The organism is Pseudoalteromonas sp. H71, from assembly GCF_001468485.1.
Taxonomy (GTDB): domain Bacteria; phylum Pseudomonadota; class Gammaproteobacteria; order Enterobacterales; family Alteromonadaceae; genus Pseudoalteromonas.
In genome coordinates, this window is sequence record NZ_LODI01000001.1 from 396,167 (window position 1) to 412,397 (window position 16,231).

The 16,231-nt window shown below is 41.1% G+C and carries 15 protein-coding genes and 1 riboswitch; of the genes, 5 read left to right on the plus strand and 10 right to left on the minus strand.

What is annotated here, in order from left to right; genetic code table 11:
• Positions 1-18: 18 nt before the first annotated feature.
• From thiC to ATS71_RS01890, 3 genes are all read right to left on the minus strand, one after another.
• Positions 19-1,971 (minus strand): phosphomethylpyrimidine synthase ThiC, encoded by a 1,953-nt coding sequence (thiC, locus tag ATS71_RS01880; protein WP_058403275.1) that lies wholly within the window; start codon positions 1,969-1,971, stop codon positions 19-21.
• 143 nt (positions 1,972-2,114) lie between these two features.
• Positions 2,115-2,223, minus strand: a riboswitch (TPP riboswitch).
• Positions 2,224-2,323: 100 nt separating this feature from the next.
• A complete protein-coding gene (locus ATS71_RS01885) occupies positions 2,324-2,722 on the minus strand; it encodes an META domain-containing protein (protein ID WP_082653578.1) in 399 nt (132 codons plus the stop codon).
• 121 nt (positions 2,723-2,843) lie between these two features.
• Positions 2,844-3,248, minus strand: coding sequence for an acyl-CoA thioesterase (locus ATS71_RS01890; RefSeq protein ID WP_058403276.1), 405 nt, complete (start codon positions 3,246-3,248; stop codon positions 2,844-2,846).
• Between the two features lie 130 nt (positions 3,249-3,378).
• On the opposite strand from ATS71_RS01890, the gene ATS71_RS01895 reads away from it, so the two are divergent.
• Positions 3,379-5,496, plus strand: coding sequence for a TonB-dependent receptor (locus tag ATS71_RS01895; RefSeq protein WP_235591396.1), 2,118 nt, complete (start codon positions 3,379-3,381; stop codon positions 5,494-5,496).
• 96 nt (positions 5,497-5,592) lie between these two features.
• Here the strand turns inward: ATS71_RS01895 and epmA are convergent, their stop codons facing one another.
• Together epmA and efp are read right to left on the minus strand one after the other, a co-directional pair.
• Complete coding sequence (gene epmA, locus ATS71_RS01900) at positions 5,593-6,567, minus strand: elongation factor P--(R)-beta-lysine ligase (protein ID WP_058403277.1); 975 nt, start codon at positions 6,565-6,567, stop codon at positions 5,593-5,595.
• 87 nt (positions 6,568-6,654) lie between these two features.
• The gene (gene efp / locus ATS71_RS01905; RefSeq protein WP_058403278.1) at positions 6,655-7,221 is read right to left on the minus strand and encodes an elongation factor P; all 567 of its coding nucleotides are present in this window, start codon (positions 7,219-7,221) and stop codon (positions 6,655-6,657) included.
• 41 nt (positions 7,222-7,262) lie between these two features.
• On the opposite strand from efp, the gene epmB reads away from it, so the two are divergent.
• Entirely contained in the window at positions 7,263-8,276 is a 1,014-nt protein-coding gene (epmB, locus tag ATS71_RS01910) for an EF-P beta-lysylation protein EpmB (protein ID WP_058403338.1), read from the plus strand.
• An 8-nt stretch (positions 8,277-8,284) separates the two neighbouring features.
• On the opposite strand, the gene ATS71_RS01915 is transcribed toward epmB, so the two are convergent.
• Entirely contained in the window at positions 8,285-8,494 is a 210-nt protein-coding gene (locus ATS71_RS01915; RefSeq protein ID WP_058403279.1) for a hypothetical protein, read from the minus strand.
• A gap of 72 nt (positions 8,495-8,566) precedes the next feature.
• Here ATS71_RS01915 and ATS71_RS01920 point away from each other — a divergent pair, with 72 nt between their 5' ends.
• A complete protein-coding gene (locus ATS71_RS01920; RefSeq protein ID WP_010555634.1) occupies positions 8,567-8,857 on the plus strand; it encodes a hypothetical protein in 291 nt (96 codons plus the stop codon).
• 40 nt (positions 8,858-8,897) lie between these two features.
• Here the strand turns inward: ATS71_RS01920 and ATS71_RS01925 are convergent, their stop codons facing one another.
• The gene (locus tag ATS71_RS01925; protein WP_058403280.1) at positions 8,898-9,389 is read right to left on the minus strand and encodes a DUF3016 domain-containing protein; all 492 of its coding nucleotides are present in this window, start codon (positions 9,387-9,389) and stop codon (positions 8,898-8,900) included.
• A 272-nt stretch (positions 9,390-9,661) separates the two neighbouring features.
• Here ATS71_RS01925 and galE point away from each other — a divergent pair, with 272 nt between their 5' ends.
• Complete coding sequence (galE, locus tag ATS71_RS01930; RefSeq protein ID WP_058403281.1) at positions 9,662-10,678, plus strand: UDP-glucose 4-epimerase GalE; 1,017 nt, start codon at positions 9,662-9,664, stop codon at positions 10,676-10,678.
• Between the two features lie 46 nt (positions 10,679-10,724).
• Here galE and zapE read toward each other — a convergent pair whose 3' ends face one another.
• Positions 10,725-11,834 (minus strand): cell division protein ZapE, encoded by a 1,110-nt coding sequence (gene zapE / locus ATS71_RS01935; protein WP_058403282.1) that lies wholly within the window; start codon positions 11,832-11,834, stop codon positions 10,725-10,727.
• A gap of 59 nt (positions 11,835-11,893) precedes the next feature.
• On the opposite strand from zapE, the gene rsuA reads away from it, so the two are divergent.
• Positions 11,894-12,592 carry a 16S rRNA pseudouridine(516) synthase RsuA gene (gene rsuA, locus ATS71_RS01940; RefSeq protein ID WP_058403283.1) on the plus strand — a complete coding sequence of 233 codons (699 nt, stop codon included), beginning with the start codon at positions 11,894-11,896 and terminating at the stop codon, positions 12,590-12,592.
• 69 nt (positions 12,593-12,661) lie between these two features.
• Here the strand turns inward: rsuA and ATS71_RS01945 are convergent, their stop codons facing one another.
• Together ATS71_RS01945 and ATS71_RS01950 are read right to left on the minus strand one after the other, a co-directional pair.
• Positions 12,662-13,435 (minus strand): YggN family protein, encoded by a 774-nt coding sequence (locus tag ATS71_RS01945; protein WP_058403284.1) that lies wholly within the window; start codon positions 13,433-13,435, stop codon positions 12,662-12,664.
• Between the two features lie 148 nt (positions 13,436-13,583).
• On the minus strand, positions 13,584-16,013 hold the full coding sequence (locus ATS71_RS01950) for a zinc-dependent metalloprotease (RefSeq protein WP_058403285.1): 2,430 nt from the start codon (positions 16,011-16,013) through the stop codon (positions 13,584-13,586).
• Positions 16,014-16,231 lie beyond the last annotated feature (218 nt).

Here is a 16,231-nt window from a genome sequence, read left to right on the forward strand (position 1 = left end):
CCGCAGCCTAAAGCCGATTTATATTGCTTTGTGGTAAATTTCAGAGCCTGTTTGTTTAAATTCCTCTGATTTAGCTTTCATTTGCGCTTCTACATCAATCATTTTAATTTCAATAGCCTCACCCGCGTTATTAGGATCAATACCGCGCTCTTCTAGATCGTTAGCGTAATCACGCACTTCTTGGCTAATTTTCATCGAACAAAATTTTGGGCCACACATAGAACAAAAGTGAGCGACTTTGCCCGACTCTTGTGGCAGTGTTTCGTCGTGGTATTCGCGGGCACGCTCAGGGTCTAAACCAATGTTAAATTGGTCGTGCCATCTAAATTCAAAGCGTGCCTTTGATAAGGCATTATCGCGCTCTTGCGCGCCTGGGTGGCCTTTAGCTAAATCGGCGGCATGCGCTGCAATTTTGTAAGTAATTAAACCTTCTTTAACATCTTCTTTATTAGGCAAGCCTAAATGCTCTTTAGGGGTTACGTAACACAACATGGCACAGCCGTACCACGCTATTTGTGCAGCACCTATACCCGATGTTATGTGATCGTACCCTGGTGCAATATCGGTTGTTAGTGGACCAAGAGTATAAAAAGGCGCTTCGTCGCAGTGTTTTAATTGCTCATCCATATTAGCTTTGATCATATGCATTGGCACATGCCCTGGACCCTCAATAAATACTTGTACGTCGTGCTTCCATGCAATTTTAGTCAGCTCACCTAAGGTGCGTAACTCACTAAATTGCGCCTCATCGTTGGCATCAGCAATAGAACCTGGACGAAGGCCATCGCCTAATGAAAAACACACATCGTATTGTTTTAAAATTTCACAAATATCTTCAAAGTGGGTGTATAGGAAGTTCTCTTTATGGTGCGCTAAACACCACTTGGCCATAATAGAACCACCGCGCGATACAATACCTGTAACACGTTTTGCCGTCATAGGGACGTAGCGTAAAAGCACACCGGCATGAATAGTAAAGTAGTCGACACCCTGCTCTGCTTGTTCAATTAACGTATCGCGAAATATCTCCCACGTTAAGTCTTCAGCAACACCGTTTACTTTTTCAAGGGCCTGATAAATGGGCACTGTGCCAATGGGTACAGGCGAGTTGCGCACTACCCACTCACGCGTTTCATGAATGTAACGCCCAGTTGATAAATCCATTACGGTATCGGCGCCCCAACGAGTTGACCACACCATTTTTTCTACTTCTTCTTCAATAGATGAGGTGACCGATGAGTTACCAATATTAGCATTAACTTTAACTAAAAAGTTACGGCCAACGATCATCGGCTCTGTTTCTGGGTGGTTGATGTTGTTAGGTAAAATTGCGCGACCACGTGCTATTTCATCACGTACAAATTCAGGGGTTATAAAGTCGGGAATGCTCGCACCAAACGATTCGCCTTTGTGCTGCGCAGCTAATAATTCTTCACGAATTTTTGCACGGCCCATATTTTCGCGTACAGCTACGTACTCCATTTCTGGTGTTACAATCCCCTGGCGAGCGTAATGCATTTGGGTTACATTTTTGCCCGCTTTACCACGGCGAATTTTTGGTAAGTGTTCAAATCGAATATGATCCAATCCGTCATCAGCCATGCGCTGCTGGGCAAACTGTGAGGTGACTGAGTCGAGTACTTCTGTATCGTTGCGCCCTTCAATCCATTGCTCACGAAATTTTGGTAATCCTTTACGTACATCTAATTCAAAATTTGGATCGGTGTAAGGACCCGATGTATCGTAAACACGAAGCGGCTCATTAGGTTCATACACCGGATTTTCGTCGGTGCCACCAATAAACGTATCACTAAGTGTAATTTCGCGCATACCCACACGCACGCCTGATTGGCTGCCTTCAACGTACACTTTCTGAGAATTTGGAAATGGCTGCCCTGTTAAATTATAAATGTATTCAGATGCAGCTGCGCGCGTTTCGCGACGCGATGATTTATTTGTAGTGTTTGACATGACTTACCTCATAACTAAAGGGTTGTCTTGCCAGATATTCCAAAGGAATAGAGAAAGATCGTAAAGTAGCTTCGTGCCACTTTGCGGCCTATAAAACGAGGAGTGGCTTTATTGTACGCATAAAAAAAGACGCACAAGCGTCCCGTTTAAGGCAGCTTGTTCCCTACGCAGGTATTAACCTGATCAGGTTCACGGATCCCGCTTTCGCGATCTCAGCCTAAGCAACATACTTAGGCACTCCGACAAGTATATAAATTGTTCGTTGATTTAATAAACAATCTTATTAAATCTGCGTTGAGTGTACGCCAGTTAAAAAAGACCCGCAAGGGGTCATTTTTTTAAACGCTAAAATTTATTTAGCAACAAATACAAACTTTTGCTCGCCTTGCATAACTAATTTTTGACCTTGCATGCTAAGCGTTGCACCTTGCTTTAACGTTTTTAAAAACTGCTGTTCAAACTTATCTGTTTTTTCGCCGCAAGATTTTCGGGTCATTCCAACTTTTTGCACACTCAGGCTACTTTCTTTAAGTTCACCCTCACCAAAAAATCGGTTACACCCTGCAAATCCATTTACTTGAAGTGCTTCAATAAAGCCAACGGAAGCCGTGTATTGTTCCTCTAAGGCTACATCATCAATTGTTGATAATTGCCATTGTGTGTACTTTAGCTGCTCACTGGTAACGGTCCCTGTTGATGCGCAACCAACACATAAACCGATTACAAGCATCGGTATTGCTGCTAATTTCATACTGCTACTAACTCATTGTCTAATTAATGTCATAATAACAATATTTATGCGATTTATCCGTTAAATTTGTATGTTTTAAATGTAATTTTTTGTTCATAAAACGTTATATATGGAATATGAATTAGTCTAAATCAGGGTTTATGAATAGTGTTTGCATTTCGGGGGGAAGAAAAGGACGCCCTTTTTCGTTAACGGCAGTACCTATTACTTTTGCTTTGAGCATCACTTGCTGATCGTGTTTACGTACAATAGTTTGCTCAAACGCAAACTTTAAACGACTTATACGAACAGGCTCCACAGACACATAAAACTCATCCTCAGGCACCAATGAATACTTGTAGTCAACTTCACTACGAATCACAACTAAATTAACTTTTTGCTTAGCCAATAATGCAAAGTCAACCCCGTTTGCAAATAGGAATTCATGGCGAGCATGTTCTAAATAATTAAAATAAACACTGTTATTAACGATCCCTTGTAAATCGCATTCGTAATGACGTACTTTAAAATCAACTTTAAAAGTCATATTAGTAATCCTAGTTTTTTTACGTATAATCGCTGCGTTATAACACAGGTATAAAAATAATTACTAGGGTCAGCTTGTCTTTTAAGACGAATATTACAAAGGTCAACAGGCCCCAGCATAAGCCCATAAAATGGAGTTAAGTAACAAAATGAACTTACGTTTGTCTTTAATCACCGCTGCAATTTTGCCGCTATTAAGCGCCTCTTTTTCAGCAAATGCTGATGATAGCGACATAGAAAAAATTGTAGTTACCGGTGACTTTCAACGCGAAACCATTCAAACTTTGAGCGCCAGTGCAAGCTTACTCAGCGAAGAAGAAATAAGCCTACGTGGTGCAAGTTACTTAGACGAAATATTAGGTAGTGCCGCTAACGTAAACTTTACTGCAGGGGCGTCGCGTGGACGTTTTATACAAATTCGTGGCGTGGGTTTACGTTCTCAATTTGTTGATCCAATTAATCCTTCGGTTGGTTTAGTTATTGACGGCATAAACTACTCTGGCCTTGGTGGCAGCTCGTTACTATTTGATATTGACCAAGTAGAAATTTACCGCGGACCACAAGGGACACGTTTTGGTGCAGACGGCATGGCCGGTATGATTCAAATGCAATCGGCTAAAGCAACTAGCGCTCCGAGTTTAAAACTTCACTTAGGTGCTGGCACATACAACAGCCATGAAGCTGGCCTTGCAGCAAGCACTGGTTTGACCGACGACACAACGGCTCGTGTAAGTTACTTTCGCAGAAAATCTGACGGCTACGTAGACAACTTATACTTGAACGAATCAACACAAAATCAAGACGAGCAAGTTGCACGCTTTAAATTAAACTCTCAGCTTACTGAAAACCTAAACACTGAGTTAAATTTTCATTATATTGATATAAACAATGGTTACGATGCCTTTACGCTCGACAACAGCCGCGACAGCGTTGCGGATGAACCAGGTCAAGATAACCAAAAAAGTTACGCGGTAGGTATTGCTAACACTTACACGGGTTTCGATAAATTTGATGTAAGCCTTAATGTTTCAGCAATTGATAGCGAGTTACTTTACAGCTACGATGAAGACTGGGTATGTAATGATGTTAACGAGCCGCAACTTTGTGCTGCAGGCCTACACCCTTGGGGTTACAGCTCTACTGATATTTACAATCGCGATCGCGATGATCAATCAGCTAACTTACAGTTTAACGATAAAACCGGTAACTGGGTTGCAGGTCTTTATTATCAAAACCGCGATGTTGATTTAGAGCGCCAATACACATGGCTTGCAAGCCCGTTTTCCTCTACTTATGAAACCAGCAATATTGCATTGTATGGCCAAGTAGCAACCCCTATTGGCCCAAAAACCACCTTAATAACAGGCCTACGTGTTGAGCAATACCAAGGTGATTACACCGACAGTAACGGGTTTATACAAGAAACCGACGATGTTATGCTCGGTGGTAAAGTCGCGCTTGAGTATCAAGTAATAGATCGCACTATGATCTACGCAAGTATTACCCGAGGTTACAAAGCCGGTGGTATTAACTCAGAAGCGCTTGCAAAAGCAAAAGATGAAGGCTTAAACCTAGACGCTAACTTTTTTCAACAGCACACCAGCTTCGATCCCGAATATTTATGGAGCGGTGAATTTGGTGTTAAAGGATCATCACTCGATGACGCTTTAACGCTTCGCTTAGCGGCATTTTATATGCACCGCGACGACATTCAATTAAAAGCATGGCAAGTTGAAGGCCAGCAGTTTACAGGCTACGTTGATAACGCAAGCTCTGGTAGTAACTACGGCCTTGAAATTGAAGGTAACTACCGACTCACCGACAACCTATTATTAACCGGTAGCGCTGGTTATTTAGACACAGAAATAGATGACTTTGTAACGCAATCTGGTTTAAACCAAGATGGACGTGAGCAAGCGCAATCGCCTAAATACCAATACGCATTCACTGCACGCTATAACTTTACCAATGCTTTTTATGCCATGGTGGGTATTGAGGGGAAAGATGATTACTACTTCTCAGATAGCCATAACTCAAAAGCGCCTAACAGCAACTTAGTTAATTTAAGCCTTGGCTACGAAGCTGATATGTGGTCAGTACGCGCATGGGCACGCAACGTGTTTGACGAAGCTGTGCCAACGCGTGGCTTTGAGTTTGGTAACGACCCACTTGATGGCTATGAGACGCATACCTACACACAATTAGGTGAACCACGTGTAGCGGGCGTAACATTTACGCTAGAGCTGTAAAATAAAGTTGTCAGTTGTCAGTTGTCAGTTAAAGATTAGAAAACACCGCGTTTAATTAAAGCGCGGTGTTTTTTTATCTGAAAACTAATAACTTTTCTAAGCCCTATCTACATCAAATGCTATTACGTCTTTAATTTTGTCTTTGTTTGTTGCGAGCATTACTAGCCTGTCTATTCCCATTGCAACGCCTGCACACTTTGGCAGTCCGTGCTCAAGTGCGCCTATTAAACGGGTATCCATAGGTACGTGGTTTAAGCCATTCTCTGCGCGATAAGCGTTATCTTCATCAAAGCGTTTTGCTTGCTCTTTAGCATTAGTTAGCTCGTTAAAACCATTCGCTAGCTCCATATTTTTATAATAAAGCTCAAAGCGCCCTGCTACCCGATTATCGTGCTCACAAATCTGTGCCAGTGCCGCTTGCGATGCCGGAAAGTGATACACAAAACACGGCTTAGTTTGCCCAATAGTTGGCTCTACTTTCATACAAAATAACAGCTGCAATAAGGTATCTTTTTTTGTTTCGTTTTTGGCTATATCAGCAAATCCATGTTCGCAGGCAAGTGCTTTTAGTTGCTCTAAAGATGCTGTTAATGGATCTAAGCCTAATACTTGTGTAAACACATCTTGATAAGTTATACGCGTTGCTGATTCAACACCAAGAATGCATTGAATTAACTCATCCATTTCATTCATCAATGCAAATTCGTCAAAACCCGGGCGATACCACTCAAGCATTGTGAACTCAGGATTATGATGACTACCGGCTTCTTCATTTCTAAAGGCTTTACAAAGCTGAAAAATAGCGCCTGAACCGGCCGCTAACAAGCGTTTCATTGCAAACTCGGGTGATGTTTGTAAATAAAGCGGCAAACCACCAGCGTGCCCTGGGCCTACAAATGAAGTACTAAAGCTTGCTAAGTGAATGTCAGTGACACTGGCTGCACTTAAGCTTGGTGTTTCTACTTCCATTACATTTCGCACGTGAAAAAACTCACGAATAGTGCGTAAAATATCTGCGCGTTGCTTTAATGTTTTTATATCTGCGCTGGGCGCCCAAGATGTTACTGACATATTTTCTCCAAAAAAAATCCCAGCTTGGGCTGGGATTTATACCTCCCCTTAATTAAGTGGGTTGGTATTATTAAGCTGCATTAAATATTACTTAACACGGCCTACGTATTCACCGCTGCGGGTGTCTACTTTAATTACTTCGCCAATTTGTACGAATAATGGAACGCGTACTACTGCACCCGTACTAAGCGTTGCTGGTTTACCACCTGTGCCCGCTGTATCACCTTTAAGGCCAGGATCTGTTTCAGTGATCTCAAGCTCTACAAAGTTTGGTGGAGTAACTGCAATTGGGTTGCCGTTCCATAGTGTGATAGTACACACATCGTTTTCAACTAACCATTTGCCTGCATCGCCTAATGCCTTTTCGTCAGCGGCAATTTGCTCAAATGTTTCGTTGTTCATGAAATGCCAAAACTCACCGTCTGTGTATAGGTACGCTAGGTCCGTATCCATTACATCAGCACCTTCAACAGATTCACCTGATTTAAAGGTTTTTTCAAGTACCTTGCCAGAAATAAGCTTACGGATACGAACACGGTTAAACGCTTGGCCTTTACCTGGTTTTACCATTTCATTTTCTAAGATACTGCAAGGCTCGCCGTCCATCATAATTTTTAGGCCGCCCTTGAACTCGTTGGTGCTATAATTCGCCATCGTTTCCTCTATTTTAATTTTTTCGAGTAATCTACGTGCCAATGATACAAAGAAATGAAGCAAATTTGCATAAAAACTGGCAAAAAGAATTAGCAAATGTAGTTACCTGTCCAAAAACCTTGCTTGAAATGGTTGGTTTATCGAGCCAAGCCCATGAAAACGACCTAAAAGCTCGCAGTTTGTTTCCTGTACGGGTGCCAGTGCCTTTTATAAAAAAAATGCGCAAAGGTGATGCAAACGACCCTTTATTGCTACAAGTTATGCCGCGCCACCAAGAGTTTTTAACTAAATCGGGTTTTAATAAAGATCCTTTGCTTGAGCAAGACAACTCCCAACCTGGGATTTTACATAAGTATAAATCACGTGTTTTAATTATGTTTAAAACCGGTTGCGCGGTAAATTGTCGTTATTGTTTTAGACGTCACTTTCCGTATCAAGAAAACCAACTCAATAAAAAAAGCCTGCTTGACGCACTGAGTTATATAAAATCAGATACCAACATAAACGAAGTGATTTTAAGTGGTGGCGACCCGCTTATGGCCAAAGACGATGCCATTAGCTGGTTTTTAGATGAGCTTGAACAGTTACCACAAATAAAACGTATGCGAATACATAGCCGTTTACCTGTTGTTATACCTGCGCGTATTACCGATGAGTTATGCGCGAGGCTAAAGCAATCACCGCTAAAAATTGTATTTATTAACCATATTAATCACGCCAACGAAATAGATAACGAGTTTAAAGCCGTCATGCAAAAGCTAAAACATGCAGGCGTTATGCTATTGAACCAAGCGGTTATTTTAAAAGATGTGAACGATACCGTTGATGCACAAATAAACTTAAGCGAGGCGTTATTTGATGCCGACGTACTGCCCTATTATTTATATTTACTAGATAAGGTTGAAGGCGCAAGCCACTTTGATATTAACGAACAGCATGCGATAAAAATAATGGCAGAGCTATTAAAAGCTCTGCCCGGATTTTTAGTCCCTAAACTAGTAAGAGAAATAGGCGGTCAAAAAAGTAAAACCCCTATCGACCTCAAACTCGTTTAGAGCAACATTTAAACGTATACGTTTATGTTATTACCAAGTGTTGCAGTCACCGATTTAGTCGGTGTTTGCGCACTTGACGATTGCGCAGCACCTTCAATTAGTGCAAGTGCCGCTGCACCGTCTGCCTGTTGCTGTTTTTTAGCTAAAGAAGCGCTGTAAACTTCACCACTTTCGCTAGCCCCTGACATAACGGGTAAACTTGAACCTGATATATTCATATTACTAACCTGACTTTTAAATGTAATCCACGTATTATATCGGCCATGCAGTACAAAGCTTTAGGACAAACCATGGATTCTATAATTGAACAACTCAACGCTAACTTAAAAATTGTTTATCGTCAGGCACTTGATGCCGACAAAAAATTAGATGAACTACAACAACAAGGCCATGGTAAATTTAAAGCCTTATTTGGAAAAGACGCTGGGTTCGACTTTGAAGCAAAGCGTTTCAAACCCTATGTACTAGACGTTGCAGCCGATGTAGAAAGCTTATCAAACGATGGCTTTAACGAAGAAAAGTTAAAAACTACCGTCATTAAATTACAACAGTTACTTACTTTACTTGCCACGTTTAAGTAATCAGAGTTAATTACTTGCCGCGATTAAGCGGCAAGATAACTTAATCAATACTTGTTAAAATTTGCTCGCCGAACCACTGGGTAATTAAGCGTTTTTCATGATCGAAAGACTCATCTCTTCCTCTTCTGATTCTATCCATAAATCCCATGTCTTTAAGTTCAACATCATTTGCTTCACTTATTACAATTCCTTCTTTATCAACTAACGAATAATTCAGATTGATACGTGGGAAAAAAATAGGCTCAACCACACGAATTTCACTTGTGCCACTAAAACGCACATCGCCAGCTAAATCAACATCTGTAATTTCAACATTCAGCTTATAATCTTTTGGCAATTGTTCAGCAAGCTTTTCAAAGTGCTTTTCAAACTGCTTAGCAATTTGCTTATGGTATGACGCTTTAGCTTGGTTTGATGCACGCACATCGCGATAGTCTTTAAAATCATGCCACTTAACTGCAGACTCACCAGCATGTGCAAACAGTGGCAATGCAACACACAGTGCCATCGAAATTTTTGTTACTGAGTTCATCGCTATCTCCATAAAAGTAATCCATAACACAATGTATATGGCGTCACTCTATTGCTCACTTTAATTAAATAACTTTAACAGGTATATATTAACTATAACTTAATCATAGATGTTAAATGTAAATATAAACGAACAAAATGTAATCGAATGTACCTTTTAAAACTACGTTAAAACATCCTCTGTGAAAACTAAAAATTAAATATAAAGCATGTAAAACATGTCATTTTGTGTTGAAATTAAAACAATTGAATAAAGACCCCCACGGAGCTTTCATGACTATTTTAGTTACCGGTGGCGCAGGCTATATTGGCTCGCATACCGTTTTAGAACTTTTGCAACAAGGAAGTGATGTTGTTGTTATAGATAATTTAGCAAACTCATCGCAAGAGTCTCTGGCTCGCGTTAAAAAAATTACGGGTAAAGAGGCAACCTTTTATCAAGGTGATATTCTTGATAAAGCGTTTTTAGACTCAATATTTGCTAAACACACCATAGATAGCGTTATTCACTTTGCTGGTTTAAAGTCGGTTGGCGAGTCTGTTGCTAAACCTGTTGAGTACTATCAAAACAACGTACAAGGTACGCTAACGCTCGTAGATGCAATGCGTGATGCTGGCGTGTTTAAATTAGTATTTAGCTCATCGGCCACCGTTTATGGCGATCCTGCCAGTTTACCTATTAAAGAAGACTTCCCCGTCGGTGGCACAACTAACCCATACGGCACATCAAAGTTAATGGTTGAAATGATGCTGCAAGATATCGCTAAATCTGACGAGCGCTTTGCGTTTGCTATTTTGCGTTACTTTAATCCTGTTGGTGCACATGAATCAGGCTTGATTGGCGAAGACCCTAACGGTATCCCTAATAACTTACTACCATTTATTGCCCAAGTTGCCGTAGGTAAATTAAAGCAACTCGCTGTATTTGGTGATGACTACGACACAGTTGATGGCACAGGCGTACGCGACTACATTCACGTGGTAGATTTAGCTATTGGCCACTTAAAAGCGCTAGATAAAATTGCTAAAAATAAAGGTGCACTTATCTATAACCTGGGCACTGGTAATGGTTATTCTGTTCTGCAAATGGTTAATGCATTTATTAAAGCAAGCAACCAAGCCGTGCCTTATCAAGTATCACCTCGTCGCCCGGGCGATATTGCGGCCTGTTACGCGGCACCTGAAAAAGCCCTAAATGAGCTAGGTTGGGAAGCGGTACGAGGAATTGATGCCATGATGGAAGATACATGGCGCTGGCAGTCAAACAACCCAAATGGCTACAGCAAGTAAAATAATTAAATTTGCGCTTAGCCATAAACCGTTAAGCGCGTTTATTTTACCAATTTTGCATTTCGACTATCCGCGACTGTGTTCGCGCATATTCAAAGCTTAATTTTTTACCCTCATAAAGCGTTTCAATCTGCGCCTGTGCATTAATTACTAACAGCTTGTGGCAATCGTAAAACTCATCAACCAATGCAATAAAACGCCGTGCTTCGTCATCTAAATAGTGCTCATCAAGCGTTTGTTTTTCTCGTTGATAGCTATCTTCAATCCCGTGCACTATTACCTTACCCGTAGCCCCTACCCCCATTTTAGGCACGTTTGCTATATACAAAACATCAAACTCTTTGGCTAAAAACATATAATCGTGAGCGCTTCTAGGGCCAGAGCACAGCGCCATAAAATCAATCATCAGCGCATTCTTCGCTTTAAATAAATATGGCAAAGCGCGCGAGTGCACCTGTAAGCTTTGATTTTTAGTCGCTTGAGGGTACTGCTTAGTAAACAGTTTATTAAACTCATCATTGGGTAAATTAACAAAGTAATGGCAGTTGTTTTTACCGTATCTGAAACGGTGATCTTCCTGCCCGGCCACACTAACTATGTGGCAGTGATCGTTAATTAAATCGATTGTAGGTAAAAATCTTGCGCGTTGCAGGCCGTTGCTATAAAGCTGCTCTGGCTTTGCATTAGAGGTAGCCACCAGCACTACACCTTGGTCAAACAAGGCCTTAAACAACCTTGCCATAATCATGGCATCGCCGATATCGCTGACAAAAAATTCATCAAAGCATAATACTTTAATGTTTTTAGCCCATTTTTTAGCTATCAATGTCAGAGGATTAGCCTGACCTTGTAAGTCTGCTAATTGACTATGAACATGTGCTATAAAGTGATGAAAGTGCAGGCGCTGTTTTTGTACTATAGGCACATTATTATAAAATAAATCCATTAACATAGATTTACCGCGTCCCACTGGCCCACACAAATAAACCCCGTTTATTTTTGGTGCTTTTTGCCACCATTTTACTGGTGTTTGAAGTTGTAGGCTTAAGGTGCTTAATGCCATAACCGCACGTTGCTGGGCCGCATCATACACCAGCTCACCTGAGGCTACTTTAGCCTTATATAGGTTTAAAATTAGTGTGCTGTGCACTGTCATGGTATTTCACTATCGGCTATAATCGCGCCCATTGTAGCCGACTAAAAATGTGAACAAAAATGAAATTCCCTTGCCGCTTAGATAAATTTATTAGCCACTTAGCAGAAATACCGCGCACGCAAGCTCGCGCCAGTATTAAGCGTAAAGAAGTAAGCGTAAATGGTGAGGCGATTACAGCACATAATTTTCAGCTAGCAAAAGACGATGAAGTATTACATAACGGTGAGCCATTAGTGTTTTTAGGTAAACGTTACTTTATGCTAAATAAGCCTGTTGGCTATGTGTGCGCAAACAGCGACGACTTACACAAAACTGTGTTTGACCTACTTGATGAGCCAAATATGAGTGACTTTCATGTAGCAGGCCGGTTAGATATAGACACAACAGGCTTAGTCATTATCACTAACGATGGTGACTGGTCACATAAAATTACCTCACCACGCAGTAATAAATTTAAAACATACCTAGTTGAAACCCAAGAGCCAATTACCGACGAAGCGCTAACGCAATTACGCGAAGGCGTCATGCTACATAACGAAAAAGACACGACTCGCCCCGCCATTGCTGAACGTTTAGCTAATTACGGTTTGCGTTTATCAATTAGTGAAGGAAAGTACCACCAGGTAAAGCGTATGCTTTATGCCGTGGATAACAAAGTAGTTGAATTACACCGTGAGCAAATTGCGGGTATTACATTAGATGAAAACTTAGCCCCAGGCGAATACCGTTTATTAACCGAAGATGAGATAAAACTATAAGAGCGGTCAGTCATTAAACTAGTCGACTGATGTCTACTTTATCGGGGTCAGTTGAAACTCAATACTTTTTCACGATTTAATCTGCACTAAATCAAAGTCTGCCATACCCGGTACAATCGCTTGTAAGCGAGATTCGGTGACATCTAACGTATTAAGGTATTCGCAATATTCTGACGCTTTAAGTTCTAATTGGTCTGCTTTTTTTTGTAATGACTTATCAATTTCTTTAGTAATGATATCCATACGTTGACCCATATCATTAATACGGTCCTCAATATTGCCTTCACGGGATTTAAACGCATCCCCTAAAGACACTAAAATAGCACCTAATGAACCATGAACCGCCGAGTGAATTTTTTGGCTTATTTCTTTTGTAAAAAAGTCATCTATTTGCGAAAGCGATTGCGGAGCTATAAAAAAAAAGTCGTCGCCACGTTTAAACTTATCCATCAACGCCCGCTCTACGTATTGCAGCTGGGTTTTGAGCACTTCAGGCTCTTTATCCGACATGCCTTCAACCACCTGCTCAATCGCACTCAGCCCTAAATTAACACCATCGGTGGCTAAATTAACAAGCTCAGGCACTGTTTGACGAATGCCTTGGCTAAACTGCTCGAGCACTTTGCTTTCATCGTCACCTAAATCTACCCAGTATCCACGAATAAACAGCTGGTTATTATTGTTAATTTGTACTCGGGTTTGGCCTTTATCTACAATACGTATTACGTCATCGGTAATAATTAGACCATGTCTGAGCTCTACGTCGCAGGGCTTTTGTGCTAATGCAGTTGTACTTGAAAGTGCAATGGACAGCGATAAAATCGCACGAGATAAAAACGCCATAAACACCTCAAAAAGACAAAAAGTGGAAGGCAGCTAGGTTAACAAAAAACCAATTTTATGCAAGAAAAAAACAGCGCTCGATACTATCGAAGCGCTGTTTATACAAGCGTTCAAGGCTTAAGGCGAGTCAACCTTTGCCCTTAAAAAATTAAATAGGAGAACCTGGCGGGATTGGCAGAACCTTAAAGTTATTAGGCCACTCTCCATTAGCTAAAAAGTGTTTAACATGCATCGCTAAATATTGTTTAAATGCGCTTTCGCCGGTGCTTGTATTACTCAGCATCGTGTTTTGATTAAAGTCTTCACTTAACTTGACTAAGTAATAACGAAGTTGCGCTTGTACCTCTGGACTTACATTATTATTTGCCACTAAATCAGCAAAGGTTTTTGCCGTTAAAAACTGAATACGCTGAGTTATTTTGCCTTTCATTGTATCGGGCGCCGACACATTATAAACATGGCTATATAACTGCTTTAGTAACACATCTAAACTATAAAACTGGTTATTACGCGCTTGTTGTTGCGCTAAACGGTTTAAACGCTGCGGATTTAACAACAAAGATAAACTATGCTGCACTGCCACCTCAGGTAAAGCCATTGCATCGAGCGTTAACCCAGTACGTCCAACGATGCTTTCGCGTGTTTTAGACTCACCATATGCTTTTGGCGGAATCAACGATAATACCGATTCAGGTATGACTAAGTTACTGGCTGTAAGCGTGGCTAAAATGGCATTTACAGCCGCTTGTTGTACTTGCTTATCAACAACCTTTGCACCTTGCGCAGGCTCATTACCGCGGGTTTCGTATTCGTAATGTACGCCGGCAATTAACTTAACCGCAGATTCAACTTGAAAACGATGAAATAAATAAAGTGGTACAAGCTTTTCTTCTAATTGAGATAGCGCAACACCCGACTTAATATTATTAAGACCAAACTGCGAGAGCGCCTTTTTACGAACGTCAAGTACACGTAAAAGCTCTTCTGATGGATTAGCGCCGTTATCCCATAAGTGAGCCGTTGGATGAGCGCCTCCTTTGGCACGCGCATCAGAATCAGAAATAAACGCTAAACCTTTAGCTTTGTTCTCTTTTAAAATTTCAGCCAGCTCTGCGCTTTCATCTTGATGAGTAAAATCGCTATAACCGTATTTAATTACTTGGGTATCCCATACGCCCATACCGGTTGCATAGCCACGAGTTACATCAAGCCTACCTTGTTCATTAAAGCTCAATAATGGGTGCGGATAATCCATTACTGACGCTCTATCGTTAACTGATGCGGCAAAGTTATGGGCAATACCCAATGTATGACCAATTTCGTGTGCACTTAACTGGCGAATGCGATCAAGCGCCATCGCGTGTAAGTTTTTAGCCACTTCATCACCTTTAAGATAAGGAGCAGCAAGTGCTTCTGCGATTAAAATATCTTGGCGAACGCGAAGCGATCCCAGCGTTACATGGCCTTTTAATATTTCACCGGTACGCGGATCAATAACCGAGCTTCCGTATGACCAGCCACGTGTTGCCCTATGCACCCATTGAATCACGTTATAACGAATATCCATCGGGTCAACATTGGTTGGTAATACTTTAACAATAAACGCATTTTTATAGCCTGCAGCGCTAAATGCATCGTTCCACCACTTACCACCTTCAAGTAAGGCGCTTTTAACCGGCTCGGGTACACCCGGATCCAAATAATAAACAATAGGTTCAACTGGCTCGCTAATAGGCAAGCTCGGATCTTTTTTTGCTAAACGATGACGCGGTATATAACGGACAAACATCGACTCGCCTAAAGGCGCAGCGTAATCTTTATGTTCAATACTCCAAAATCCCGATTGCGGATTAAACTGACGGGGAGTGTAGTTATCATCAGGTAATTCAATAAGTGAATGGTGCATATGTACGGTAATAGCGTAAGGGTCTGCGCTAACTTGACGTACAAACTCACCCGGTTTAGTTCCTTTAAACGTTAATACCGCTTCAAGCTCGGTGTTTTTTACAAAGGCTTTTGAGCGCGCCATGTAAACTGCACTTCGTGATTCATCAAGGTTAAAATTACCCTGCTTGCGCACAGCTAATGTTCGACTTACTCCGTGTACATCGCTCAATAAATAAGGCGTGTAATCAATAAGTGCAGTACTTTTATCCTCTGCAACCACTTTAAAGCCCGCTAATATGCTTGATGCAAATGCTTCTTTAATACTTTGTTGTTCCGCTTTATTTTGGGTGTTTGCACGATAGTAGGTATTTACAGCACGCAGCATCACTTTATCGCCAAAGCGCTCAAATTTTACAAGGTGCGTGTTACCAAGCTGACCTCTATCAAGCCCAATATCGTTTGAGCCGATGCCGTATGGCAAGCTTTGTTGCAGTAAAAATGGCTGCTCAAACTTATCTACTTTTAAATATACCTTACCGTTTTGGGTATCGTAAAAAAACGAGTAGTAGCCCGGAAAGTGGTTCATTTGTGTAGTAAATTCATCAATGGACTTAATTGCTGCGTGCGCTTGAGTTATGATAGAGCACAGCACAGTAAAGAATATGTAACTTAGTAGTGGTATTTTTTTCATAATCTTATCTTTGTTATTGGCGTTTTAGGTACGATTAGGTGCCCCCATTATAGGGCGGTGTTTAAACAATACAGATATTTAAGACGAAATTCAGCGCTCTAAACTAATCTCTCTCACATTATGATTGGTTTTAACACGTTATCAGGAAAATAGAATGCGTAGACTCCCTCCAGTATTACTTGAAGATGGTTGCCCAAGAGAACTTTTATCGTTAATCC